The sequence below is a fragment of the Croceibacterium selenioxidans genome (genome assembly GCF_018599195.1).
Lineage (GTDB): Bacteria > Pseudomonadota > Alphaproteobacteria > Sphingomonadales > Sphingomonadaceae > Croceibacterium_A > Croceibacterium_A selenioxidans.
Genome location: NZ_JAHFVK010000002.1, coordinates 1,363,190 through 1,387,348, shown reverse-complemented (window position 1 = coordinate 1,387,348; position 24,159 = coordinate 1,363,190). Strand labels below are relative to the sequence as shown.

At 65.3% G+C, this 24,159-nt stretch carries 22 protein-coding genes, 1 tRNA gene and 1 pseudogene; 17 read left to right on the top strand and 7 right to left on the bottom strand.

Features of this window, described 5'->3' with window-relative positions; translation table 11 throughout:
• Positions 1-4: 4 nt before the first annotated feature.
• The gene (locus KK137_RS15525; protein ID WP_214537422.1) at positions 5-1,702 is read right to left on the bottom strand and encodes a CHASE domain-containing protein; all 1,698 of its coding nucleotides are present in this window, start codon (positions 1,700-1,702) and stop codon (positions 5-7) included.
• A 20-nt stretch (positions 1,703-1,722) separates the two neighbouring features.
• Here KK137_RS15525 and KK137_RS16695 point away from each other — a divergent pair, with 20 nt between their 5' ends.
• The 3 genes from KK137_RS16695 to KK137_RS15510 are packed head-to-tail and all read left to right on the top strand — an operon-like array spanning position 1,723 to position 3,920.
• A complete protein-coding gene (locus tag KK137_RS16695; RefSeq protein WP_250893873.1) occupies positions 1,723-2,106 on the top strand; it encodes a NepR family anti-sigma factor in 384 nt (127 codons plus the stop codon).
• The gene (locus tag KK137_RS15515) at positions 2,103-2,729 is read left to right on the top strand and encodes a sigma-70 family RNA polymerase sigma factor (protein ID WP_214537421.1); all 627 of its coding nucleotides are present in this window, start codon (positions 2,103-2,105) and stop codon (positions 2,727-2,729) included. The genes KK137_RS16695 and KK137_RS15515 overlap by 4 nt, the downstream gene beginning before the upstream one ends.
• 21 nt (positions 2,730-2,750) lie before the next feature.
• Positions 2,751-3,920: an AI-2E family transporter gene (locus KK137_RS15510; RefSeq protein ID WP_214537420.1), complete on the top strand. Its 1,170-nt coding sequence runs from the start codon at positions 2,751-2,753 to the stop codon at positions 3,918-3,920.
• A gap of 2 nt (positions 3,921-3,922) precedes the next feature.
• On the opposite strand, the gene KK137_RS15505 is transcribed toward KK137_RS15510, so the two are convergent.
• The 3 genes from KK137_RS15505 to KK137_RS15495 all read right to left on the bottom strand — a co-directional run bounded on the left by KK137_RS15505 (position 3,923) and on the right by KK137_RS15495 (position 6,330).
• Positions 3,923-4,285, bottom strand: coding sequence for a hypothetical protein (locus KK137_RS15505; RefSeq protein ID WP_214537419.1), 363 nt, complete (start codon positions 4,283-4,285; stop codon positions 3,923-3,925).
• A 93-nt stretch (positions 4,286-4,378) separates the two neighbouring features.
• On the bottom strand, positions 4,379-5,002 hold the full coding sequence (locus KK137_RS15500; protein ID WP_214537418.1) for a superoxide dismutase: 624 nt from the start codon (positions 5,000-5,002) through the stop codon (positions 4,379-4,381).
• Between the two features lie 53 nt (positions 5,003-5,055).
• Entirely contained in the window at positions 5,056-6,330 is a 1,275-nt protein-coding gene (locus KK137_RS15495) for a dicarboxylate/amino acid:cation symporter (protein WP_338028106.1), read from the bottom strand.
• A 59-nt stretch (positions 6,331-6,389) separates the two neighbouring features.
• On the opposite strand from KK137_RS15495, the gene glmM reads away from it, so the two are divergent.
• Genes glmM through thiD form a run of 3 tightly spaced genes read left to right on the top strand, consistent with a single transcriptional unit; the run spans position 6,390 to position 8,700 of the window.
• Positions 6,390-7,727: a phosphoglucosamine mutase gene (glmM, locus tag KK137_RS15490; protein WP_214537417.1), complete on the top strand. Its 1,338-nt coding sequence runs from the start codon at positions 6,390-6,392 to the stop codon at positions 7,725-7,727.
• Positions 7,724-7,954 carry a DUF1272 domain-containing protein gene (locus tag KK137_RS15485; RefSeq protein ID WP_214537416.1) on the top strand — a complete coding sequence of 77 codons (231 nt, stop codon included), beginning with the start codon at positions 7,724-7,726 and terminating at the stop codon, positions 7,952-7,954. The genes glmM and KK137_RS15485 overlap by 4 nt, the downstream gene beginning before the upstream one ends.
• The gene (gene thiD / locus KK137_RS15480; RefSeq protein ID WP_214537415.1) at positions 7,951-8,700 is read left to right on the top strand and encodes a bifunctional hydroxymethylpyrimidine kinase/phosphomethylpyrimidine kinase; all 750 of its coding nucleotides are present in this window, start codon (positions 7,951-7,953) and stop codon (positions 8,698-8,700) included. Before KK137_RS15485 ends, thiD begins: the two co-directional genes overlap by 4 nt.
• On the opposite strand, the gene KK137_RS15475 is transcribed toward thiD, so the two are convergent.
• Positions 8,697-9,608, bottom strand: coding sequence for an LOG family protein (locus KK137_RS15475; protein ID WP_214537414.1), 912 nt, complete (start codon positions 9,606-9,608; stop codon positions 8,697-8,699). The two genes, thiD and KK137_RS15475, sit on opposite strands and share 4 nt — an antisense overlap.
• Positions 9,609-9,785: 177 nt before the next feature.
• Between KK137_RS15475 and KK137_RS15470 the strand changes: the two genes are divergently transcribed.
• The 5 genes and pseudogenes from KK137_RS15470 (at position 9,786) to KK137_RS15450 (ending at position 17,003) form a co-directional block, all read left to right on the top strand.
• The gene (locus tag KK137_RS15470) at positions 9,786-10,082 is read left to right on the top strand and encodes a hypothetical protein (protein ID WP_214537413.1); all 297 of its coding nucleotides are present in this window, start codon (positions 9,786-9,788) and stop codon (positions 10,080-10,082) included.
• 54 nt (positions 10,083-10,136) lie between these two features.
• Positions 10,137-11,381 (top strand): TolC family protein, encoded by a 1,245-nt coding sequence (locus KK137_RS15465; RefSeq protein WP_214537412.1) that lies wholly within the window; start codon positions 10,137-10,139, stop codon positions 11,379-11,381.
• Between the two features lie 43 nt (positions 11,382-11,424).
• On the top strand, positions 11,425-12,591 hold the full coding sequence (locus KK137_RS15460) for an efflux RND transporter periplasmic adaptor subunit (RefSeq protein ID WP_214537411.1): 1,167 nt from the start codon (positions 11,425-11,427) through the stop codon (positions 12,589-12,591).
• Between the two features lies 1 nt (position 12,592).
• A pseudogene (locus tag KK137_RS15455) lies at positions 12,593-15,846 on the top strand (efflux RND transporter permease subunit).
• A 215-nt stretch (positions 15,847-16,061) separates the two neighbouring features.
• Positions 16,062-17,003, top strand: coding sequence for an alpha/beta fold hydrolase (locus KK137_RS15450; protein WP_214537410.1), 942 nt, complete (start codon positions 16,062-16,064; stop codon positions 17,001-17,003).
• A gap of 141 nt (positions 17,004-17,144) precedes the next feature.
• Here the strand turns inward: KK137_RS15450 and KK137_RS15445 are convergent.
• Positions 17,145-17,218 (bottom strand) — tRNA-Gln (locus KK137_RS15445).
• Positions 17,219-17,466: 248 nt separating this feature from the next.
• Here KK137_RS15445 and KK137_RS15440 point away from each other — a divergent pair.
• Both KK137_RS15440 and KK137_RS15435 read left to right on the top strand, forming a co-directional pair.
• Positions 17,467-18,588 carry a Ppx/GppA phosphatase family protein gene (locus KK137_RS15440; RefSeq protein ID WP_420829329.1) on the top strand — a complete coding sequence of 374 codons (1,122 nt, stop codon included), beginning with the start codon at positions 17,467-17,469 and terminating at the stop codon, positions 18,586-18,588.
• Positions 18,585-19,250, top strand: a complete 666-nt coding sequence (locus KK137_RS15435; protein ID WP_214537408.1) for an RlmE family RNA methyltransferase — start codon at positions 18,585-18,587, stop codon at positions 19,248-19,250. The genes KK137_RS15440 and KK137_RS15435 overlap by 4 nt, the downstream gene beginning before the upstream one ends.
• A gap of 207 nt (positions 19,251-19,457) precedes the next feature.
• Here KK137_RS15435 and KK137_RS15430 read toward each other — a convergent pair whose 3' ends face one another.
• A complete protein-coding gene (locus KK137_RS15430; RefSeq protein ID WP_214537407.1) occupies positions 19,458-20,111 on the bottom strand; it encodes a c-type cytochrome in 654 nt (217 codons plus the stop codon).
• Between the two features lie 116 nt (positions 20,112-20,227).
• Here KK137_RS15430 and KK137_RS15425 point away from each other — a divergent pair, with 116 nt between their 5' ends.
• Genes KK137_RS15425 through KK137_RS15410 form a run of 4 tightly spaced genes read left to right on the top strand, consistent with a single transcriptional unit; the run spans position 20,228 to position 24,132 of the window.
• Positions 20,228-21,121 (top strand): prephenate dehydratase, encoded by an 894-nt coding sequence (locus tag KK137_RS15425; RefSeq protein WP_214537406.1) that lies wholly within the window; start codon positions 20,228-20,230, stop codon positions 21,119-21,121.
• 55 nt (positions 21,122-21,176) lie between these two features.
• On the top strand, positions 21,177-21,884 hold the full coding sequence (locus tag KK137_RS15420; protein ID WP_250893872.1) for a hypothetical protein: 708 nt from the start codon (positions 21,177-21,179) through the stop codon (positions 21,882-21,884).
• Positions 21,881-23,173, top strand: coding sequence for a DUF4350 domain-containing protein (locus tag KK137_RS15415; protein WP_214537405.1), 1,293 nt, complete (start codon positions 21,881-21,883; stop codon positions 23,171-23,173). The genes KK137_RS15420 and KK137_RS15415 overlap by 4 nt, the downstream gene beginning before the upstream one ends.
• Complete coding sequence (locus KK137_RS15410; protein ID WP_214537404.1) at positions 23,170-24,132, top strand: AAA family ATPase; 963 nt, start codon at positions 23,170-23,172, stop codon at positions 24,130-24,132. The genes KK137_RS15415 and KK137_RS15410 overlap by 4 nt, the downstream gene beginning before the upstream one ends.
• Positions 24,133-24,159 lie beyond the last annotated feature (27 nt).

The following is a 24,159-nucleotide window of genomic DNA, read 5'->3' as shown; positions in this document are numbered from 1 at the left end:
TGGCCTAGGCTTCGGTCGAACTCGCGTTCGGCGCGGCGTCTCGCGACGGTCCGCGGCTGGCGCGCATGATGAACTCGCTCGGACGGCGGACCGGAATTCTGAGCACGCAGCGAACCCCTGCCGGGTCGAAATCCAGGTCGACCGGGTTCTTGAGCTCGTGCGCCACGATGCGTTCGATGAGATCGGTCCCGAAACCACGGCCGCGCTTGACCGTCACTGGCGGACCGCCACTCTCGCGCCATTCGATCCGCACCAGCGAGTCCGACACCAGGTTCCAGTGCACCGCCACTTTGCCGCCCGGCTTACTTAGCGCGCCGTACTTGGCGGCATTGGTCGCCAGTTCGTGGGTCGCCAGGCCGAGCGACAGGGCATCGTTCGGCGCCAGCGCGATGTCCGGGCCGAGCAATTCGATCTCATGATCGGTGTCCTGCGCGTAGGGCAGCAGCTCCGCCTCGACCACCGCGCGGATGGGCGTGGTGCCCCAGTCCGACTTGGTCAGCAGGTCATGGGTGGCCGACAGGGCGCGAATGCGGCCGTCGAGGCCATCGGCGAATTCGTCGAGGTTGCCGGCCCGGCGCCGTGTCAGGGCGATGATCGACAGCACGTTGGCCAGCGTGTTTTTCACCCGGTGGTTCAGCTCGCGCGTCAGCGAGTTGCGGATCGAGGCCTGCTCTTCAAACCAGCGGAGCGAAGCTTCGTCCTCGATCGCCTGCTGGGTCAGCATGCGAACCAACAGCATAAGGAGGCTGGCCACCAGCATGCCGAAGATCATCGTCACCATCGACAGGCCCGACAGGCCCCCTCCGTAAGAGGCCGTGACTTGCAGGGTCCAGATGTTGTCCGCGATCGACAGCTCCTCCGCGACGGTATCACCCTCGCCGGCACCTCCGGTGATGGCCGCCATCAGGTTCTGATCACTGATATCGCCGTCATAGAGCCTGACCGAATAGCTCCCTCCGTCTTCCAGCTCGAGCGCGGACAGCAGGAACTCGCGCGCGTTGAAGGGACTGAAGATATAGCCCTTCAGGCGCCGGCCGCCCGGGGCAGGCTCGAACACCGGCATGACGATAAGGAAACCCGGCTGTCCGGTATCGAGATCCTGGCGCAGCACGATCCTGCCCGTGGCGGTCGGGCGTGCCGTTCGCTCGGCCTCGACAAGCGCCGCGCGCCTGACGGGTTCCGAAAACAGGTCGAATCCCAGAGCCAGCCTGTTCCGCTCCGTGTCAGGCTGGAGATAAGTCACCGGGACCGAATAGGGCTGGCCACCCGAGGGCCGGGGATAGAGCCGAACGGTGCCCGTGCCCACTTCCGACATCATCTGATCGAAGGCATCAATCTCGTCAGGCAGGACGACTTCGGCCCAGCCGATCCCCTCTGAACCCCGGTAATCTTCGTCGAGCTGGAGTTCGCTGACGAACCGACGAAAACCGGCCGCCGGGACATCGTCAAGCGTGGCAAGGAGGGCGGCGCCAGCCCGGAGGTAGGCGCTACTGGCGTTTGAACGACGCTCCAGCGCAGAAGCGACGGCGGCCGCGCGGCTGCGCAACTGCACGGCACCGCGCGCGTCTTCGCCCCGCTCGATCGCGAACACGCTCAGGACGGTTATGGCGGCAATCAGGACGAAGATCGCTACTGGAACGGCCCGCGGGTAGCGGACCAGCCAGCGCTTGGTTTTGCTTCGCCCGCCGGTAGCCTGCTCCAATATCTACTCCCCTGAGGCGGTTGTCAGCCGCCCGCCCCCATCGCACAGGCATCCCCCCGCTGGTCCGGACCAACAAAGAATTCGCGGTTGGCCGTTACGAGTGGGAACCGGATGTCCCCGCTTTCGTTCCGAACAAGCGCAACAACGCCGAAGCAGATGCACACTTGCAACAGGGGTCGGTGTCAAGGCAATTGCAAGGACGCAATGTGGAGCTGGTGGAAGCATCGATAATGGCTGGCGCTGACGGGACGGGGAAGCCTGTGAAAGGCAAGAAGCAGCATACCAGAAAGCAGGGACCGGAATGGGCTTCCGGGCTCAAGCAACTCTACGACTCCGTGATCGAGGAACCTATCCCCGACGCGTTCAAGGATTTGCTCGCCAGGCTTGACGACGGCAAACGATGAGCAACGAACAGCGTGTGACGCCCGAACGCAGCGCCGACGAAAAGCGCGCGTTCAAGCGCGACCTCACCGAGGTTGTCCCGCACCTGCGCGCATTTGCTCGCGGGTTGTGCGGCCGGCCCGATATGGCCGACGACCTCGTGCAGGAAACCCTGCTCAAGGCCTGGGCCGCGCAAGACCGGTTCGAACCCGGCACGAGCATGCGGGCCTGGACCTTCGTCATCCTGCGCAATGCCTATCTGACCGATATGCGCCGCAACCGCTTCCGCGGGGAATATGACGAAACGGCCGCAGAGCGCATCCTGACCGCGCCCGCCGCCCAGGAAGAGCCGATTCACCTTTCCGACATGCACCGTGCCCTGCTGACCTTGCCGCCCGAACGGCGCGAGGCGCTGCTGCTGGTGGGCGCGGGTGGCTTCTCTTACGAAGAGGCTGCGCAGATCTGCGGTTGTGCCGTGGGCACGATCAAGAGCCGTGTGGGCCGGGCGCGCGCCGCGCTGACGGTGATGATAGAGGAAGGCTCAATACCCGAGCGTTCGATTGACGACCCAGCCGCGCATCGCGCAATCCTGCAGGAACTCGACGATGTCGCGTCAGGCAAGGGGATCAGCATAGCCACCAAATAAGGGGGATGCGGGGGCGCCGGAATGACCAATGGAACCGAGGCCGAAAAGGCCGGTCCACGAAGCGGTGAAGCCACTCCCAGACGCAAGCGCCTGGCGTTTGCGGAAGAAGAACTGCGGCTAATCTCGGCGTTGGTGGTGTTGATTGCCATCGGGCTGTTCCTGGCTCTGCCTTTCGTGCTTTCGATCGGCTCGGTCGTATTCCTCCCACTCGTCACCGCTATAATCCTGACCATCATCCTCTCGCCGGTGGCGGACCGGCTGGCTCGCTTCGGGTTGCCGAACTTCCTGGCCTCGCTCGCCGCCCTGGCGATTTTCCTCGCCGTCGTGTCCCTGGCACTGACCGCAGTCCTGCGCCCGGCGCTGTCCATGTTCGACGACGTCCCCGCGATGGTCGATCGCATCGGAGAGCATTTCAACGCACTGCAGGGGAACCTGGCGTGGATCTCGCGGCTCAACGACAAGGTCGCTGGCCTGGTCGGGTCGGCCGGCGGTCAGCGCGTGGTGCTGGCCGAACCGACAATGCTCCAGCAGTTGGCGTTCGCAACCCCGACGGTCGTACTGGAAGTGCTGCTTACCCTGCTGATGGCGTTCTTCATGATCGAAGCGAGGGTACGCATGCGGCGGCGCCTTCTGCTCGATCGGCAGGAGTTCGGCGCCAGCCTGAAAGCCGCACGTGTCATGCGCGACGTGCAGGACCGAGTGGCCGCTTACATACTAACGGTCGGCCTTATCAATCTTTGCATCGGGATCATCGTGACCCTCGGCGCCTGGGCGCTGGGGATGGATTTCCCGGTCATGTGGGGCGGCCTTGCCGCGCTGCTCAACTTCCTGCCCTACGTCGGTCCCCTCGTCATGATCGGGCTTCTGACCTTGTTCGGGCTGGGAACGGCGGAGAGCCCGGTGGTCGGGCTGATCCCGGCAGCGGCTTATCTCGGGCTCCATGCCACCGAATCAAATGTCATCACACCAGCCATCCTCGGCGCACGGTTCACGATGAACCCTGTCATGATCCTGCTGGCCCTAAGTTATTTCAGCTGGATCTGGGGCGTGACCGGAGCCTTGCTCTCAGTACCGATCCTGCTGACCGTGACCGCACTGATGGAGCATCTCGGGCGGCCCAACATAATAGGTTTTCTGTTCGGGGAACCCCTTTTCGCGGCCAGCACGCTCGAACCCCGGGAGCCTGAGTAGGATCAGCGTCCAGATCGGCGGCTGAGCGAAATCACGGTCGGCCCCGGTTCGACGGTGCGCACTTGCTCGATCACGTCGTCATAAAGCGGTGTGTCGAACTCTATCCCGACCGACCCGTGGCGGGCCCATCTGAGCTTTCCTGCGATGGGACCGATATCTCCCAGCCACAGTTGCAGCGGATCCGACTTGGTCACCCCGATCGCCGAGCCGCGCATCATGCAGCCATGGGCATCGAGGTCGGTCAGGAGAACCTCCTGGACCGCCCCATCGCCGATCTGGCATTTTCCTTCGGTTGTCAGGGCATTACGCTTGCCCAAGCGCGCGGTTTCGGTGTTGTTGACGAGGGAAGCGCGCTTGATAGCCATTGCCGGACGCTAAACCGGGATGATTAAGGTTTCCTTCCAGATCATGGTTGCCCGGGCCGGATTTTGTCCGGCCCGGGGCAGCCCTTGCCGCCGTCAGGCGTATGTGGGCGCCGGATAGCTCCAGGTCCCTTCGCGAGCGAGGTTCTCGGCCGCGAAATCCCAGTTGAGGTGCTTTTCGATCACTTCCTTGAGGTAGACCGGACGCTGGTTCTGGTGATCGAGATAATAGGCGTGTTCCCACACGTCGATCGTCAGCAGCGGGCGGAAGCCCTGGTCGGCCAGGGTGTCGCCGTCATGGGTTTCCTCGATCGACAACTTGCCGTCCTTTTCGGCGAGCCAGACCCAACCGCTGGCGAAGTGGCCGACACCGCGTTCGGCAAACTGCTTGTTGAAGTTGTCGAGCGAGCCGAAAGCCTCGTCGATCTTGGCCGCGAGATCGCCAGTCGGAGCGCTCGCATTCGGCGAGAGCGAGTACCAGTAGAAGCCGTGGTTCCAGCTCTGCGCAGCGTTGTTGAACAAGCCCTGGTTGCTACCCCGCGCCTTGGCGATCACGGTCTCGAGCGAAGCGCTGTCGAGGTCGGTGTTTTCGATGGCGGCGTTGGTCTTGTCGACATAGGCCTTGTGGTGCTTCCCATGGTGGAAGCTCAACGTCTCGGCGGAGATCGCCGGCGCAAGCGCCTCGCTGTCATAGGGCAACTGGATCAGTTCGAAGGCCATGGGAAATCGTCCTCTGATGGAATGGGTCCGACCCCCTAACGCTCGATTCCGATTCAGGTTCGCGTAGAAATGTTAGCGCGTCCCGAAGATGCGCTAGGGTCAGGGCCCCGGGGCTTGTTCCGGTCGACCGTGGCCGTGACCGCCACGTCCATCACGACATTGCCGAGCGTGCGCATGATGTCGGGCAACATCTCGACGGCGACGAGAATCGCCAGCGGCTCGATGGGAACTCCCATCGCGAGCGCGATCGGTCCGATCGCGGTGATAAAGCTGATCGCGCCGGGGAGGCTGACCGATCCGATGGTCGTCACCAGCGCCACGGCGATGCCCACCGCCATGAGTTGCGGGGTCAGTTCGACCCCGGTCAGCTTGGCGACATAGATTGCCACACCAAGGTTCATAACGGGGCCAGTGGCACGGAACAGCGCAACGGCCAGGGGGAGCACGAAGTCCGCCGTCGTCTCCCGCACCCCGAGCAAGCGGCACGACTGGAGCATGGCCGGCAGGCTGGCGAGCGAGCTCTGGGTGGAGATCGCGACGGCCAGCGAGGGCACCAAGGCCCGGGTGAATCCGATGGGGCCACGCCGGGAGGCAAGGATGCCGAGGAGGAAACCGGCGAGCAAGATCACCAGGCCGAGGCCCGAGATGATCAGGATGTAGTGCCCGAGCGCGGCGAACGCCCCGCCCCCGCTTGCGAGCCCCACGCTGACGGCCAGCGCGAAAACGCCTATGGGCGCGACCCGCAGGACCCAGCCGATGATGATCAGCATCGTCTGCCCGATCGCCTCGAACAGCCGCAGCATCACGTCTTTCTGCACCCCTTCGAGACGCGAAATGGCCGCGCCGAGCGCCACGAAGAAGACCACCAACGGAAGCATCGCCGTCTCGGCCGCGGCCGCGATCACGTTGTCGGCGACCAGCGACTCGATGAACTCGCCGATGCCGGGCACGGGTTGGGCTGTGGCGCTTTCCGCCGCCAGCGCCGCTTCGGCGCGGCCCGGGATGGGAAACACCTCGAGGAGAGCTGGCGTCGCAAAGGCGGCGAACAGCGTTCCGGCGAAGAGGATGATGAAAAACGTCAGCAGAGTGCGCCGCGCAACCGGTCCGGCCCGCGCTGTCGCCACCATTTGCGTGATCCCGGTGACCAGTAGGGCAGCGACCAGCGGAACGATCGTCATCTGCAGGGCCCGCAACCAGACCGAGCCGACAGGTCCGGCGATGGCTAAGGCGGTGGCGCTGGCGGCCGTCTCGGAAAGCAGCCAGCCGAGCGCCAGGCCAGCTATCAGCGCGGCGAAAGTCCATCCAGCTGGCAGCTTGATCTGTGTCACCGCCGCGTGACATTGCAGTCCGGAAGCGCCATGGCAATCGCCAGCAGCGAGAGGGATGAATGGGCAGACACTATTTCGGCACCGACGGCATTCGCGGACGGGCCAATGGAAAGGTGCTTAACGCGGCGACGGCGATGAAAGTCGGCCAGGCAGCCGGGCGCCACTTCCTGCGCGGCTCGCACAAGCACCGGGTAGTGATCGGCAAGGACACCCGACTGTCGGGCTACATGATGGAAACAGCCCTCGTGGCCGGGTTCACCAGCGTCGGCATGGACGTGATCATGACCGGCCCGCTGCCCACCCCCGCGGTGGCGCTTCTCACGCGCGAAATGCGCGCCGATCTCGGCGTGATGATCTCGGCCAGCCACAATCCCTACGCCGACAACGGCATCAAGCTGTTTGGCCCCGACGGCTTCAAGTTGTCCGACGCGGACGAGGAAGCGATCGAGGCGGCGATGCTGGTGGAGCAGGAACTGGCGCAGGCCGACGCCATCGGCCGCGCTCGCCGGATCGAGGATTCGCGCGGCCGCTATATTCACGCGATCAAGCAGTCGCTTCCCTCGGACACCCGGCTCGACGGGCTCAAGATCGTGGTCGATTGCGCCAACGGCGCCGCCTACACCGTAGCGCCGACTGTGGTCTGGGAGCTGGGTGCCGAAGTCATCGCCATGGGCGTGTCGCCCGACGGCCTCAACATCAACGACGGCGTCGGCTCGACCTCGCTCGATGCCATCAGGGCACGCGTGCTCGAGGAGGGGGCCGATATCGGCATTGCTCTCGATGGCGATGCCGACCGGTTGATTGTGATCGATGAAAAGGGCCAGGTCGTCGACGGGGACCAGATCATGGCGCTGATCGGCCTGCGCTTGGCTGCGAGCGGGGAACTGCGCGGGGGCGGCGTGGTCGCCACCGTCATGTCCAATCTCGGCCTCGAACGGCTGCTCAACGACGCCGGGCTCAACCTGGTGCGGACCAAAGTCGGCGACCGTTACGTGCTCGAAGCCATGCGGGCCGGCGGCTACAACGTCGGCGGCGAACAGTCCGGCCACATGATCCTGCTCGACCACGCGACAACCGGCGATGGTTGTATCGCCGCGCTGCAGGTGCTGGCCGCGCTCGTCCATACGGGCAAGCGGGCGAGCGAGCTGCTGCACCTGTTCGATCCGGTTCCCCAATTGCTCAAGAACGTGACCTATTCGGGCGGCGATCCGCTGGCGGACGCGCAGGTCAGGTCGGTCATTGCCGATGCGGAAGCGAGGCTCTCGGGCCGCGGCCGGCTGGTGATCCGAAAGTCGGGAACCGAGCCCAAGATCCGCGTCATGGCGGAGGGAGACGATGCCGGCGAAGTCGAGCAGGTGGTCGACGAAATCTGCGCCGCCGTGAAGGCTGCGGCATGAGCCTCGAGATGCGCCCCGACTGCGAACGCTGCGGTGCCGACTTACCCGCGGAAGCGCCGGGCGCGTTCATCTGCAGCTTCGAATGCACCTTCTGCGCCGAGTGCGCCGACGCTCTCGACGATCGCTGCCCCAATTGCGGTGGCGAGCTGATGGACCGGCCTACAAGAGCCAAGGCCCTGCACGCAAAACATCCGCCCTCGCCAGAGCGGCGCTACAAAGGCGGATGACTACTCCGCCCCGCATCCTGGCGATCGCCGGTTCCGACAGTTCCGGCGGCGCCGGCATCCAGGCTGACATCAAGACCGTGACGATGCTCGGCGGTTACGCGATGACCGCGATCACCGCGATCACCGCGCAGAATTCTCGCGGGGTCACGGCGGTCGAGGCGCTTTCACCGGACATGGTCGGAGCGCAGATCGACGCGTGCCTGTCCGATATCGGCGCCGACGCGGTGAAGATCGGCATGCTCGGCTCGCCTGAGATTGCCCATGCCGTCGCGGATCGGCTCGAAGCGACAGGGCTGCCGGTGGTCTTCGATCCGGTCATGGTCGCGACGAGCGGAGCGGTGCTGGCGGATGCGGGCACCGTGGCGGCCTTCGAACGCCTGATGCGGATCGCCACACTGACCACGCCAAACGTGCCTGAACTCGAAGCGCTGGGCGGTGCCAAGGCGATGGCCGCGCGCAAGATCACCTACCTCGCAAAGGGCGGCGACGCGGAGGGGCCTGAGGTTGAGGACCGCTTGGTGCGTACCAACCAGAAAGACATGATCTGGCGCTCGCCGCGCATCGCGACCCGCCACACCCACGGCACCGGATGCACCCTGTCGAGCGCGATAGCTACGCAGCTCGGACGGGGCGTGCTTCTGGAGCAGGCGGTCGCCGAGGCTCGCGAATTCGTCCGCGCTGCCCTCCTCGCCGCGCCGGGCTTCGGAGCCAGGCACGGACCGATGGGGCACCAGGCCGTCCGCTAGCGCATGCGCCCCGGGTTGGGGTTGATGTTGTAGAATTCGGCGATGTGGCCCCAGGCTTCCTCAGCCGTCTCGCACCAGGTGAAGAGCTTGAGATCTTCAGGCGAAATCACGCCTTCGCGCGCCAGGGCGCCGAAATCGATCACCCGGGTCCAGAATTCCTTGCCGAACAGCAGCACCGGGATCGGCTTCATCTTGCCGGTCTGGATCAGGGTCAGCAGCTCGAACATCTCGTCGAAGGTTCCGAACCCGCCGGGGAACACCGCGACAGCCCGTGCGCGCATGAGGAAGTGCATCTTCCGCAACGCGAAATAGTGGAACTGGAATGACAGGTACGGGGTGACGTAGGGGTTCGGTGCCTGCTCATGCGGAAGGACGATGTTGAGCCCGACCGATTCGGCCCCCGCGTCCGAGGCACCCCGGTTAGCCGCTTCCATGATCGAAGGCCCACCGCCCGAGCAGATCACGAACTGGCGCTTGCCCTGCTCGATGATGCCCTTCTCGCTCACCAGCCGGGCCAGCTTGTAAGCCTCACCATAGTACTTGGCTTTCTCGGCCAACCGCTCGATCACCAGCCGCTCTTCCACCGGGAGGTCCTTCGCGCCTTCGAGCGCGACAGCAGCGGCTTCGGGCGGCGGAATGCGCGCCGATCCGTACATGACCAGCATGGAGCCAACCCCGGCTTCGTCGAGCAGCATCTCCGTCTTGAGCAGCTCGAGCTGGAAGCGAACCGGTCTAAGCTCGTCACGCAGCAGGAATTCGGTGTCGTGAAAAGCCAGGCGATACGCGGGGTGCAGCGTTTGAGGTGTTTCGGTCGGAGCCGACTCGACGAACCCGGCTTCCTGTTCCGCTCGGTAAAACTTGCGATCCTCGATGTTCGCGTCGTTTTCGAGGTCGTCCGGTCCGCTCACATCTCTCTCCCAGCAATCCTACCTCGCGACCTAGGCATTTGCGGCGCGGAAAGGAAGCAGCGGCTGGAGTTTTGGGCGTCCGGGAAAGCGGATGACTCGATGTCGAAGGGGAGCTAACAAGCCCTCGCGATGGTCCGTCGGCTTTCCCTTGGCAGCGCTCGACGCTTTGTAGCCCTGTTGCTGCTCCTGGGCGTAATGCTGGGCGGAACGGTTGACGCGGTCGCCTGCGAACCGACCACCGAAGCCAGCGCCGTGGTCGCCGCCGCAGCGGAAGAATCCGGGGATCACCAGTTGCCCGGCGGGGACCACGATGGCGTGTGTATTCACGGTCATTGCCATCACGGTGTTCCCTACATTCAGTCGATGACGGCCCTCTCGGACTTGCCGGTCTATCACGGCGAGCATCCCCGGCCGCACGACCGCATTCTTACCTCGATCGTTCCCGACAGGCTGAAGCGCCCCCCTCGCGCCTGATTACTTCGCCGCCTTGTGGCGGTTCGTGATCAATGGACGAGAACGGGATGAATCATGAAATCCTCAATATTGTTGGGTGCCCTGTTGGCGGGCGCCGGCTTCGCGGCTTTGCCGCTGCCGGCGGCTGCCCAGGAGACGGTGACCCTTGAAGAGGCATTGGCGCTCGCCGGTGCGACCGATGGCGTTTCGCCAGGCTCGCAGAACCCCCGAACCATCGGCCCTCGCGCCGAAGTCGAGGCCGCGCAGGCGCTGCTGACGCAGGCGGGGCTGCGGCCTAACCCTGAAGCGTCGCTGGAGGTCGAGAATGTGGCCGGGAGCGGACCCTACTCGGGGCTGAGCGCTGCCGAATACACCCTCAGCGCAGGGCTTCCGCTTGAACTGGGCGGCAAACGCGGCGCGAGGCTGGCCGCGGCACGCGCCGATGTCGATGTCGCGCTTCTGCGCGAGAAGATGGCGATCGCCGATCTCGCGATGACCGTGCGCCAGCGATATGTCGGCGCGGTCGCTGCACAATCCCGGGTCGCCCTGGCTTTGAACGTGGTCGAGCGGAACCGGGAACTGGCCCGGATCGCGGCCGAGCTTGTCGCCGCCGGTCGCGAACCGCCGCTTCGATCCCTCCGGGCTCAGGCCGAGCTGTCGGAGGCCGAGGCGGAGTTGAAGGCCGCTCAGGCGACGGCGCTAGCCTCCAGATTCGTGCTGGGGATGCTGTGGTCCCAGGACCCGGCCCCGCCGCCCGCGGAAGGCTTCCCCAGATTGGAGCCGCCCCACGAGATGCTGGCGGAATACCAGGGGCTCGAACCGCGCCTGGCTGCCGCCGAGCGGATCGCGGCCCAATCGCTGGTCGGCCGCGAGCGCGCGTCGGGCATTCCCGATCCGAGAGTTTCCGCTGGCGTGAGGCGGTTTGAGGAAAGCAACGACAACGCTCTGGTCCTCGGCGTCACCCTCCCCTTGCCCTTCCGCGATCGCAACCAGGGCCATGTCGCAGCGGCGCGGGCGCAGGCCCGCGGAGCCGCGGCACGAGAGACGGTTGCGGTGTCGGAGTATCGCCAGGCCGTGGCGGAAGCGCGGGCAGACTATCTCGCCGCTGAAGCCAAGGCCGATACGCTTGAAGCGGAGTCCCTGCCCCAGGCCGAAGAAGCGCTGAGGCTTGCCGACATCGGCTACCGCAACGGCAAGTTCGAACTGATCGAAGTGCTGTCCGCGGCCGAAGCGCGGGACGGCATCCGGCGAGCTCTGATCGACGCGCGGGAAGCGCAAGGCAAGGCAGCCGCCCTGCTCATCAGGCTGGCCACGCAGTGACCCCCACCATTCGCGCGGATCGCGCAAGAAGGACTTTCCGCAAATGGAACTCCAATTGAACCGACTCCAGCTGATTGCCGTGGGCGCGGCCGGTGCTCTCGCGCTTACAGCCGGCGGATATTTCCTCGGCCGGACGCTTTCGTCGGCGCCTCAGGTCGAGGCAGCCGACAACCACGAGGAAGAGGAAGGGCATGGGCCTGAAGGCTTCATCGCCATGACGGCCGATAGAGCCCGGACTGCGGGCATCGCCGTAGAGCAGGTCAAGGCCGGCGGGCTCGCTTCCGAGATTCTCGCTCAGGGCATTGTCGCCCCCACCCCGGCGGGCGAGGCGGTCCTGACCGCTCGTGCCGACGGTGCGATCGTGCGCATCAATCGCCGCCTGGGTGAATTTGTCCGCGCAGGGGATTCCGTCGCGATCATGGAAAGCCGAGATGCGGCCGCCCTCTCTTCCGAGCGCTCCAGTGCCGAAGCGCAACTTGCGCTGGCTCGTTCGGCCTATGAGCGCGAGCAGCGCCTCTACGAAGCCAGGGTTACCGCCCGGCAGGATCTCGAAGGCGCCCGCGCGGCGCTGTCCCAGGCTGAGGCCGAAGCTCGTCGCGCCCGTTCCGCGGCCAGCGCTGCAAAGCTTAGCGGCGATGGCCGCACCTTGTCGGTCGTAAGCCTGATTTCGGGGCGGATCACCAGGGCCGACGCCAAGCTTGGCGCCTTCGTCCCGGCGGGTACCGAGCTGTTCCGGGTGGCAGACCCGAGCCGGATACAGATTAACGCGTCGGTTCTCGCGACCGATGCGCGACGCATCCAGCCCGGTGATCGGGCGGTCATCGAGCTCCCCGACGGCGAGGGGCGAGGAGCGGTCGTGCGATCGATCACACCGGGCCTCGACCCCGAAAGCAAGACGGCGACGGTCGTGCTGGAGCCTGAAGGTTCAGGCGGGCTTAGCCAAGGCCAGGGGCTACGAGCCCGAATTCTACCCGTGACCGCCGACACCAGCCGCATCGCTCTACCCGAGGAAGCGGTGCAGAGCTTCGAGGGCCGTGACGTGGTGTTCGTCCGTACCCCGAACGGCTTCCAGGCGGCGAACGTCGCAGCGGGTCAACGCGGCGGCGGGCGCATCGAGATCATCGAGGGCCTTCGTCCCGGCACAGTGGTGGCGACGCGCGGGGCTTTCCTGCTCAAGGCCGAACTCGGCAAGGGCGAGGCGGAGCACTGAGATGATCACACGCATCCTCGACGCCTCGATCCGCTTCAGATGGCCGTCGTGATCATAACCATGGTCATCGCGGCCTACGGTGTGTTCCAGCTCCTCAAACTACCGATCGACGCGGTCCCTGACATCACCAACAAGCAGGTGCAGATCAACACGGTCGCGCCCAACCTCGGTCCGCTCGACATGGAGCGGCTGGTCACCTTCCCCGTCGAAACCGCCATGGCGGGCATTCCGGGGCTGGAGAGTTCTCGCTCGATCTCGCGCAACGGTTTCAGCCAGGTTACAGTCGTCTTCGAAGACGGCACCGATCTCTATTTCGCCCGGCAACAGGTGGCCGAGCGGCTGAACCAGGCCAAGGGCACCTTGCCTGACGGAGTCGAACCGGAGATGGGTCCGGTCTCGACCGGACTGGGCGAGGTCCTGATGTATGTCGTGGACTTCGTTCCGGCCGGTTCCAAGGACGTCCGGCGGGTTGCGGGTCGTCCGGGCTTCCAGCCAGACGGGAGCTACGTGACCCCCTCTGGAGAAATCCTCAGGGACGATGTCGCCAAGCAGGGTTACCTTCGTTCGGTCCAGGACTGGGTGATCAGGCCACAGCTACGGTCGGTGCCCGGCGTTGCCGGAATCGACTCCATCGGCGGCTACGAGAAGCAGTTCGTCGTCCATCCCGACACAACGCAGATGTCCAGCTATGGAATCTCGTTCTCCGAGCTCGCTGAAGCCCTAGAAAGTGCAAACGTCTCGGTCGGCGCAAACTTCGTCGAGCGCGGCGGCGAGGCGTTCCTCGTTCGCGCCGACGGCCGTATTCGCAAGCTCGATGAGATCGAGCGGGCAACCGTTGCTTCGAGGGGCGGCGTGCCGGTTCAGGTGCGCGATGTCGCCACCGTCAGTGTCGGCGGTGATCTTCGTACCGGCACGGCCACGCAGAACGGCAAGGAGGTCGTGGTCGGCACGGTGCTCATGCTGGCGGATGGCAATAGCCGTATCGTTGCGGCCGCCTCGGCCGAGCGCCTTGAGGAAGTTGCCCGATCGTTGCCACCGGGGATTCAAGTAAAGACCGTTCTCGACAGGTCGCATCTGGTGGATGCGACGATCGGCACCGTCGAGGAAAACCTGTTCTTTGGAGCGCTCCTCGTCATCGGCGTGCTGTTCTGGCTGCTCGGCCACTTCAGGGCGGCGGTCATCGCCGCGCTGGTCATACCGATCTCGTTCCTGATCATGGCCACGGGCATGAATGTCACCGGTACGTCAGGCAACCTCATGAGTCTCGGGGCGCTGGACTTCGGGCTCATCGTCGACGGGTCGATCATCATTATCGAGAACTGCCTGAGACGCCTAGCTCACCGTCAGAAGCAGGAGGGCCGCGTTCTCACGCGCGATGAACGTCTGCACGAGGTGTTCGAAGCCTCGAAGGAGATGATCCGGCCAACGCTCTTTGGGCAGGCGATCATCTTCCTCGTCTTCATTCCCTTGCTCACGTTCACGGGGGTCGAGGGCAAGACCTTTTCCCCGATGGCGATCACGGTGCTCCTCGCGCTCGCGGGGGCGTTCCTGGCGTCACTCACCTTCGTGCCCGCAATGGTCGCGCTGCTCATTCGCGGCGAAGTGGCCGAGAAGGACGTAAAGGCCGTCGCCTGGGTGAAAGCGCGTTACGAGCCGCTGTTGGGCCGCGTCATCGCCCGGCCCTGGCCCTGGATCGGCGCCGGCGCCGGAACTTTTGCGGCAGCAGCGCTCGTCTTCACCATGCTAGGCAGCGAGTTCCTGCCGGTGCTCGGCGAAGGGAACCTGGCGATGCAGGCGGTGCGCATTCCTTCGACGTCGCTGGCGCAATCCACGCGAATGCAGGAGCAGGTCGAAAGGACTGTGGCCGAATTGCCCGAGGTGGCGTTCGTCTTCTCGAAGACGGGCACCGCCGAAGTGGCCAGCGACCCCATGCCGCCCAATGCCTCGGATACCTTCATCATCCTCAAACCCGATGACGAGTGGCCCGCCGGCGTCCACACGAAAGACGACGTGATCGAACGCGTCGAGAAGGCGCTCGAACCGCTCGTCGGTAACGCCGTCGAGATCAGCCAGCCGATCCAGTTGCGCTTCAACGAGCTCATCGCAGGAGTCCGGGGAGACATTGCCGTGAAGGTCTATGGCGACGACCTTGAAGCCATGGGCCGCACGGCGAACGAGATCGCAGCGGTGCTCAACACTGTCCCCGGCGCCGCCGACGTCAAGGTCGAACAGACCGAGGGCTTCCCTGTGCTCGACGTCCGGTTCGATCGCGACGCGATCGCTCGCTATGGCCTCAGCCTGAAGGATGTCAGCGACACCGTCGCGGCCGCGATGGGAGGGCGTGAGGCCGGGATCGTGTTCGAGGGTGACCGTCGGTATGACGTGGTCGTTCGACTGGATTCCGCCACCCGCAACGATCTCGACGCTGTGGGCGCGCTGCCGGTCATGCTCCCCGGAGACGACGTCCATCGCGGCTCCGTCCCCTTGCGCGAACTGGCCCGGTTCAGTTTTTCCGAAGGCTTGAATCAAGTCAGTCGCGAAAACGGCAAGCGTCGCGTGGTTGTCCAGGCGAATGTCCGGGGCAATGACCTCGGGTCATTCGTGGCCGAGGCCCGCGACAAGGTTGCCCGCGAAGTGACGCTGCCGCCGGGCAGCTTCCTCGAATGGGGCGGTCAATTCGAAAACCTCCAGGCGGCCTCGGCACGGCTCTCGTTGGTGATCCCGCTGATCTTCGCGGCTATCTTCGGCCTGCTGTTCCTCGCCCTGCGCGGGATGCGGCAGGCCCTGGCCGTCTATTCCGCCATTCCGCTGGCCCTGGCGGGCGGCGTGTTCGCGTTGCTTCTCACGGGGCATCCATTCTCGGTGTCGGCCGCGGTTGGTTTCATCGTGTTGTCCGGTGTTACGGTCCTCAACGGACTGGTCGTGATGACCAGCATCAACCAGCGTCTCGATGCTGGAATGGCAGTCGATCGAGCCATCAAGGAAGGAACGATGGAACGCGTGAGGGCGGTGCTGATGACGGGCCTCGTCCCGGCCGTCGGTTTCGTGCCCATGGCCCTGGCGACCGGCACCGGGGCCGAAGTCCAGAAGCCGCTCGCGGTCGTGGTGATCGGAGGATTGATCACCTCGACCCTGCTGACCTTGTTCGTCCTTCCGGCCATCAGCCACCTGCTGCTTCGGGGAAAGCCCAAGCACCACGTGACGGGCGATTATACCGACGTCGACAGGCTCGGTTCGGAGCTGTCGGCGACCTGACGGGGAAAGGACCGGATACGGCAAGACCCTCGCCCAGGCGTCCGTGAGCCAAGTGGAGCATATTGTCTGGAACGCACTTGGTCACGGATCATTGGCAGCATGGACGCGCCCGTACCCCCCAAAAGTTGGGCGCGTCCAACCTTCCCCGCCTTTCGCGCGCCGTGACCTGCCGCAGACTAACTGCTACGCAAGGACCATCGACAGGGGGGACTCATATGAGCCGTCAAATTTGCTGGCTTGCCATATTCGTTGCCGGACTTTTCGCCGGTGCCCCCGCAATGGCCAAAGTCGAGCCCTTTCCTTCGACCTTCGAGACACGAGATATCGCTGTCGACGGGACGACGATCCACACACGTATCGGCGGACACGGGCCCGTTGTCCTTCTGCTGCATGGGTTCGGCGATACCGGAGACATGTGGGCGCCGCTCGCGGGTCGTTTGGCCGCCGATCACACGGTCGTCGTCCCGGACCTGCGCGGCATGGGCCTCTCGTCGCATCCCGAGACCGGCTACGACAAGAAGAGCGAAGCCGGCGATATGGCGGCCGTGCTTCGTGCGCTCGGGCTCGACGGCCCGTTGGCGCTGGTCACGCACGATATCGGCAACATGGTCGGCTACGCCTTCGCCGCCCAGAACCGCGACCGGGTCACTCGCTGGGTGGTGATGGACGCACCGCTTCCCGGGCTTGGCAATTGGGACACCGTGATCAAGGACCAGCGAACCTGGCACTTCGACTTCTTCGGACCTGACGAAGAACGGCTCGTAGCCGGTCGAGAGCGGATCTACCTCGATCGCTTTTACAATGAACTATCGGCCGACCCGAAGCACATCGACGAAGAAACTCGCGCCCATTATGCCGCGCTCTACTCCCGCCCCCATGCGATCCATAACGCGTTCGCGCAATTCGCGGCCTTCCGCCAGGACGCCGTCGATAACCAGACGTTCCTCGCAGAGGGCAAGCTCGCCATGCCGATCCTCGCGATCGGTGGAGAAAAATCGTTCGGAGAGGGCTTTGCGAACGAAATCGCCTTCGCCGCAACCGATGTCCGCGGGCTCAGCATACGCGATTCCGGTCACTGGTTGATGGAAGAGCAACCCGAGGCGACCATGAGCGCGATCCTGGCTTTCATCACCGAACCAGCCAGCTCGGGCCAATAGCACCCAGGACAGGAGCGCGAGCCCGCAAACCGCTGCGAGCCAGGGTTACTCAGGTGGCCCTTCAGAACGGCAGATCAGCGATGATATGGGGAGCGATCTAGCCGCGATCCCGCGCTATTCCGCCAAGATCTGGCCGTGGAATGGATGCCCCGTGAGGATTCGAACCTCAATTGACGGAGTCAGAGTCCGTAGTCTTACCATTAGACGACGGGGCAACGCGGGAGCGGCGCATCTAGAAAGGCCGGACGCTCTCGTCAAGCGGGCCACACGCGTCTCGTGACACGGAATGCGCTCGCCGGGTCCGCGGCCCCAAACTTGCCCCGGCGAAGCGCTTTCGCTAGCCTGTGCCCAGGTTCCGCCTTCGAGCGGGTAAGAAATACGAGCGAGTTAAGAGAAAATGGCGGATTTCAATCCGCCGGATGAGCGGCGGAGTACCGCGGGTTCTGAGGGGGATGTGCCGAATTTGGCCAAGCTCCCTCGGTCGGGCCACTCCGGCACCGCCGGCGAAAGGCAGGCAAACGGCAGCGCCAACGGCGCTGACTTGCGCGAGCAGCCTGTAAGCCTCCCCCTTGGCCAGTCGCGCCAGGCTTATGCGGCAATCGATCTGGGTACCAACAACTGCCGGCTGCTGATCGCGCGCCCGGCGGACGCGAATTTCGTGGTCATCGACGCGTTCAGCCGTGTCGTGCGCCTGGGCGAGGGTCTGGCCCAGACCGGCCGGCTGAGCGACCAGGCCATGGACCGCGCCGTCGGGGCGCTGAGGGTCTGCTCCGAAAAGCTTAAGCGGCGCAACGTGCGGCTCGCCCGTTCGGTCGCCACCGAGGCGTGCCGGAGGGCGACCAACGGCGCCGAATTCATCGAGCGGGTGCGGCACGAAACGGGAATCCGGCTTAACGTCATCTCCGCCCAGGAAGAGGCGCGCCTGGCCGTGCTCGGCTGCCATATCCTGCTCGAGGACGGGATCGGACCAGCGGTGATCTTCGACATCGGGGGCGGCTCGACCGAGTTGGTCCTGATCGAGCCTGGCGCCCCGGTGCCGCATATTCTCGATTGGCAGAGCGTACCCTGGGGCGTGGTTTCGCTTACCGAAACCGTGGGTGACGAGGGCACCGATGCCGCCTCACGGCTCGCGCGCTATCGCAAGATGCACAAGCTCGTGGCCGACAGCTTTGCCGGATTCGCGGAGCGCATCGCCCCCTTCCGTTTGCCCAACCTGCGCCTTCTGGGTACCAGCGGCACCGTGACCACCCTCGCCAGCTTGCATCTCGATCTTCCGCAATACGACAGGAAGGCTGTCGACGGTCTGGTCGTGCCTTCCGAATCCATGCGCGACATCGCGACCCGGCTTTCCACCATGGGACCCGAAGAACGCCGCCGGCTCCCCTGTATCGGAAACGAACGTGCCGATCTGGTAGTCGCGGGATGCGCGATTCTCGAAGCCATTCTCGACATCTGGCCGGCCACACGACTCGGCGTGGCCGACCGCGGAATTCGTGAGGGCATCCTGCGAGGACTGATGTCCGCCGACGCGCTCGGTATCGAGGCACAGGCCGCGCTCCGGCGACTCAAGCAGACCATCCGGTGAGCCGCTCAGGCAAGGACTCCGACCGGCGGGTTAAGACCGCCCGCGGCCGCACGGCTTCGTCGACGCGCTGGCTCGAGCGCCAGCTCAACGATCCTTACGTCAAGCAGGCCAAGGCCGAGGGCTACCGCAGCCGGGCGGCATACAAGCTGCTGGAGCTCGACGAGCGATTCGGTCTGCTCAAAGGCGTGCGCCGGGTCGTTGACCTGGGCATCGCCCCGGGCGGCTGGAGCCAGGTCGTACGCAAGCGGGTTCCCTCCGCCGCGGTCGTCGGCATCGATTTGCTGGAAACCGAACCGCTTGAAGGCGTGACGATCTTCCAGATGGACTTCATGGCCGACGAGGCCCCGGCTGCGCTCGAAGCCGCGCTAGACGGGCCGCCGGACTTGGTGCTGTCGGACATGGCTGCCAATACCGTGGGACACAAGCAGACCGATCACCTGCGGACCATGGGACTGGTCGAAACCGCCGCCCACTTCGCGGTCGATGTGCTCGACAAGGACGGCGCCTTCGTGGCCAAGGTTCTGGCGGGCGGGACCGACGCCGATTTGCTCGCTCTGCTCAAGCGACACTTCCGCGCGGTCAAGCACGCCAAGCCGCCGGCCAGCCGCAAAGGCTCGTCCGAATGGTACGTGATCGCCCAGGGCTTCAAAGGCCGCGACTAAGTTGATCTGATGACCGCAATCCTTCCTGTGGCGGCGCAGGCGTCGTGGGGAGGTGGCAGTCGCAGCAGGTGACTGATGGAGGGGCCATCGGTCCAACGCCTGCCCTCACCATCCCATCGCGGCACGACAAGACGGATCAATGAAAAACGGCCGCAGAAGCGGCCGCCTTCCCATCCTCAATGACGCGGCGGCCGAAGCCGCCGGGTCTTAGTGAGCCGCAACTGCGGCGGCTGCCGGTTCCGGAGCAGCAGTGGCACCCGCTTCTGCAGCCGGAGCGGCAGCGGCATCGGCCGGAGCTGCGGCTGCATCGCCAGCGGCCGCATCAGCAGCCGGCGGCGGCGGCAGCGGCGGTCCACCACCGTTTTGCAGCAGGAACAGAATCACGTTGGCGCGATCTTCGGGCTTGCCGAGGCCGGCGAAGCTCATCTTCGTGCCGGAGGCGAAAGCCTTCGGGCTCTTCAACCAGTGGTCGAGATTCTCGAACGTCCAGTCACCACCATGACCCGAAAGATCGCTCGAATAGGCGAATCCCGGCTCATGCTTGCCGATCGGCTTGCCGACGACACCGTAAAGATTCGGACCGATACCATCACCACCGCCCTGGGCGATCGTGTGGCACGAGGTGCACTTGGCGAAGATCTTCTCGCCGGCAGCCGCGTCGCCCGTGGCGAGAAGGGTTGCCAGCGGCGGCCCTTCCTCGGCGGCGCCCGCTTCCACCACGCCTTCGATGGGGAAGCCCATCTCGTGCGGACGGTGGGGCTTGTCAGCCTGGAAGTACAAGCCGCTCGCAATCGAGCCGCCAAGAGCGACGATGCCCGCGAATAGGGTCCAGCCGGCGATGGTGTTGAAACGATCAGTCATCGATGGATTATCTACCAGAGTCAGATTTGCGCGCCGCTCTAGTAAGGCGGGTTCAAAGGCGCAAGTCCGATAGTCACTTGTCGGTCGCAAGTTGCGTCGTTACCCGCGTCGCCTGAATGGAAAGCTATCCCACTCCTGCCCTTGCCCTCGTTGAAGAGATGCACGCGGCCGCCGCCGCCGACCCCTCCCGCGCGATCGCCTTTCAGGGTGCGCCCGGCGCCAATTCGCACCGTGCTGCGATCGAATGGTCGCCGGACTGCCTGCCACTGCCGTGCTTTTCGTTCGAGGATGCGCTCGACGCGGTCAGCGCGGGGCGGGCAGGCAGCGCGATCATTCCGATAGAGAATTCGCAGCACGGGCGCGTGGCAGACATCCATTTCCTCTTGCCGGGTAGCGGGCTCTCCATTGTCGGCGAGCAATTCCTGCCGATCAGCTACGCGGTCATGGGGCTTGGCAAAGGGCCTTACAGATCGGCTCACAGCCATCCCCAGGCGCTCGGGCAGACACGGAAATACTTGCGCGATCGCGGTATCGTGCCGCTCGCCTACGCCGACACCGCCGGTGCTGCCGCGCTGGTGAAGGAGATGGGCGATCCCGAAGCTTGCGCGATCGCGCCCGCGCTCGCGGCCGATCTCTATGATCTGACGATCGCCGAACTGGGCGTTGAAGATGCGCCGGACAACACCACCCGATTCGTAGTGCTTTCACGCGATGCGCTCGATCCGGCGACGCTCGCAGGTCAGGCAGCGATGACCACGTTCGTGTTCGAGGTGAAGAACGTGCCCGCGGCGCTCTACAAGGCGCTCGGCGGGTTCGCGACCAACGGCGTCAACATGACCAAGCTGGAAAGTTATCAGCAAGGCGCGAGCTTCTCGGCCACCATGTTTTTTGCCGACATCCTCGGCGCGCCGGGCGATCCCGCGATCGACCGGGCGCTCGAAGAGCTCGCTTTCCATAGCAAGGAGCTGCGCATGCTCGGCAGCTACCGCCAAGCCAGGGTTCGAGGCTAGGACCCCGCAAAACCACGGGTTGCACCGCCGCGGTGGCCATGCCACCTCCTGACATGTGACAGTGCAGACGGGGGATAGCGCCGCGCAAGCGGGCGCAGGCGATTTCGCGCGCGACTGGGAAGCGGTGCGCGCGGCCTCCGATATCCAGTTTGACCCGGTGAAGATGCCCGAACGGACCCCGCCGCCGGATTGGCTGCAGAGGTTTTTCAAGTGGCTGGGCGAAGCGCTGCAGCCGGTGAGCGACGCGCTGGCGAGCGTGTTCGGAGCGATCGGCCGGTTCCTGGGGGTTTCGGGACAAGTGATCATGTGGTCGGTGCTCGCGCTCGCCGCGCTGCTGATCCTCTATCTGCTCTGGCGCACCCTCGCGCCCATGCTGGCGAACGCCCAGCTTGGCGGGACGAAGGAGAGTGCGCCTGAGTGGACGCCCGACACCCAGGAGGCGCTCGCGCTGCTCGAAAACGCTGACGGCCTCGCCGCCGAAGGACGGTACGAAGAAGCGACGCACCTCCTGCTCAAGCGCAGCGTCGGTCAGATTCGCGAGTCTCGGCCCGGCTTGCTCGAACCGTCGAGCACCGCCCGCGAGATCGCCGAATTGCCCGATCTCTCGCACGGCGCGCGCGGCGCTTTCGGCGTGATTGCCGAGCGGGTCGAACGCAGTCTGTTCGCGCTGCGCAGCCTTTCGGCGGAAGACTGGCAGGCGGCACGCGCCGCCTATGCCGAATTCGCGCTGGCGGCGCCGAAGCTGGGATCGACCGACCGATGAGCCGGAGTGCCTCGCCCTTCTCCCCGAAGCTTATCCTCGCGGTGCTGGTGATCGGTGCCGGGGCCTTCCTGCTGTTCCTCTACGCGATCGGGGCCGGTTGGGACGGGCGTGAAGACCGTAACGGCGGCTCCCACGCAGCGGCGAACGGGCTCAACGGCTTTGCGGGACTGGCGCGACTGCTCGAAGCGCGCGGCTATGACGTTTCGCTTTCGCGCTCCCAGGCGCGCCTGCAGGACAAGGCGCTGCTGATCATCACGCCGGACGTCTTCAGCGCGGACGGAGAGGAAATTGCCAAGATCATCCAGGCGCGGCGCTACGCTGGGCCGACGCTGCTGATCCTGCCCAAGTGGACGGCAGGCCGGGCCGATTCGGTCCGCAACCTCAACGTGCCGCGCGGCTGGGTCGTGCTGGGCTCGGGAGTCGCGCCGGACTTCGTCGGCCAGATTCCGGGCCTCAAGAACGACGAGATCAAGCTCGGGAAGCGCGATCGCTGGCACGGACTCGATCTCCAAGGAACGCTGCCCGTTCCCGAGCAGACGCTCGCCATGCATGGCGCGGGGCTGGCCCCGCTGATCAGTGACAGGACGGGCGACTCGCTGGCCGGTTACCTCAACGATGCGGGCGTCTACCCTTACCTCGCCCAGGCTGCCGGGATTTCGCCCAATGACGGCAACGACAGCCGGACAGACGATTCGCTCTGGCCTGTCGTGGTCGTGGCCGAGCCCGACCTCATGAACAACTACGGCCTCGCCGACGCTACCCGTGCCGAGGCGGCGGTCGCCTTGATAGAGGTGACGCTCGAGGATTACGACCTGCCGATCGTGTTCGACCTCACGGTGGCCGGACTTGGGCGCAGCGAGAACTTGCTGACGATGGCCTTCCGGCCACCTTTCCTCGCCGCCACCCTGTGCCTGATCCTGGCCGCGCTGGTCATCGCCTGGCGCTCTTTCCGCCGCTTCGGTCCGCCGGTCGCAGAGGCGCCGTCGTTCGCAATGGGCAAGGAGCAGTTGGCGCGCAACAGCGCCGCTCTGGTCGAGCGGGCGCGCAGGCTGCACCTGCTCGGCCCACCTTATGCCGCGCTGATTTCCGCCCGCGTCGCGGTCGCGCTCAATATTCGCGAGGCCGACCTCGGCGCTCGGGAAGCTGCCATCGCCCGCGTCCAGGCCGTTCGCGGACTGCCTGCCGATTTCCCCGAACGGGCCGAGGCCCTGCGCAACGCCCGCCGCCCCGCCGACCTGCTGCGCGCCGCGGGCGCTCTGAAATCCATCGAAAGGACCCTTGTTCAATGACCCTATCGCTCGCAGAGACGCGCGCGCTGGCCGACGCCATCCGGACCGAAATCGGCAAGGCGATCGTCGGCCAGGAAGAGACGATCGAGCACTTGCTGATCGCGCTGGTGGCGCAAGGCCACGTTCTGCTCGAAGGCCCGCCGGGCACGGCGAAGACCTTCCTTGCGCAGTGCTTCGCCGCTTCGACCGGGCTCGAGTTCGGGCGAATCCAGTTCACCCCTGACCTGCTGCCGGGCGACATCCTGGGTTCTAACCTGTTCAATTTCCAGACGAGCCAGTTCACCTTGACGCGCGGGCCGATCTTCCACGAGCTGCTGCTGGCCGACGAGATCAACCGCACCCCGCCCAAGACCCAGGCGGCTCTGCTCGAAGCGATGCAGGAACGGCGGGTCACGCTCGACGGGCAAACTCATGCGCTGTCCGACCACTTCATGGTGGTGGCCACGCAGAACCCGATCGAGAACCAGGGCGTCTACCCGCTGCCCGAGGCGCAACTCGACCGCTTCCTTTTCAAGCTGCTGGTACCTTATCCCAGCGCCGAGGAAGAGGCGGCGATCGTCCGTCGCTTCGGCGAGCGCAGCGGACCACCGAATCCCGCGGAATTCGGAATCGGCACGGTCGCCGACGCCGCCACGCTCGCCGCGGCGCAGGAAGCCGTGAAGTCGGTCAAGCTGGCCGACGAAGTGATCGGCTACACGGTCGCGCTAGTGCGAGCGACGCGCGAGAGCGCCGATATCGCCAGTGGCGCTTCGCCGCGTGCGGCGGTGGTGCTCGCCAACGCCGCGCGGGCTCGCGCCGCCCTTCAGGGCCGCGACTATGTGCTTCCGGATGACGTGAAGGCCCTGGCCACCTCGACGCTGCGCCATCGCCTGCTCCTGTCACCTGCGGCAGAGATCGAGGGCAAGCTGGTCGAGAATCTCGTCGCCGGCCTGATTGAGCAAACCGAGGCGCCGAAGTGATCCTCCTAGGAAGATCCTCCTTGTGGC

Bases quoted from the DNA above. Each gene is read 5' to 3' on its own strand.
- KK137_RS15500 (WP_214537418.1), bottom strand. From the start codon at position 5,002: ATGGCCTTCGAACTGATCCAGTTGCCCTATGACAGCGAGGCGCTTGCG.
- KK137_RS15510 (WP_214537420.1), top strand. From the start codon at position 2,751: ATGACCAATGGAACCGAGGCCGAAAAGGCCGGTCCACGAAGCGGTGAA.
- KK137_RS15505 (WP_214537419.1), bottom strand. From the start codon at position 4,285: ATGGCTATCAAGCGCGCTTCCCTCGTCAACAACACCGAAACCGCGCGC.
- KK137_RS15410 (WP_214537404.1), top strand. From the start codon at position 23,170: ATGACCCTATCGCTCGCAGAGACGCGCGCGCTGGCCGACGCCATCCGG.
- KK137_RS15485 (WP_214537416.1), top strand. From the start codon at position 7,724: ATGAGCCTCGAGATGCGCCCCGACTGCGAACGCTGCGGTGCCGACTTA.
- KK137_RS15425 (WP_214537406.1), top strand. From the start codon at position 20,228: ATGGAAAGCTATCCCACTCCTGCCCTTGCCCTCGTTGAAGAGATGCAC.
- KK137_RS15415 (WP_214537405.1), top strand. From the start codon at position 21,881: ATGAGCCGGAGTGCCTCGCCCTTCTCCCCGAAGCTTATCCTCGCGGTG.
- KK137_RS15430 (WP_214537407.1), bottom strand. From the start codon at position 20,111: ATGACTGATCGTTTCAACACCATCGCCGGCTGGACCCTATTCGCGGGC.
- glmM (WP_214537417.1), top strand. From the start codon at position 6,390: ATGGGCAGACACTATTTCGGCACCGACGGCATTCGCGGACGGGCCAAT.
- thiD (WP_214537415.1), top strand. From the start codon at position 7,951: ATGACTACTCCGCCCCGCATCCTGGCGATCGCCGGTTCCGACAGTTCC.
- KK137_RS15515 (WP_214537421.1), top strand. From the start codon at position 2,103: ATGAGCAACGAACAGCGTGTGACGCCCGAACGCAGCGCCGACGAAAAG.
- KK137_RS15450 (WP_214537410.1), top strand. From the start codon at position 16,062: ATGAGCCGTCAAATTTGCTGGCTTGCCATATTCGTTGCCGGACTTTTC.
- KK137_RS15460 (WP_214537411.1), top strand. From the start codon at position 11,425: ATGGAACTCCAATTGAACCGACTCCAGCTGATTGCCGTGGGCGCGGCC.
- KK137_RS15465 (WP_214537412.1), top strand. From the start codon at position 10,137: ATGAAATCCTCAATATTGTTGGGTGCCCTGTTGGCGGGCGCCGGCTTC.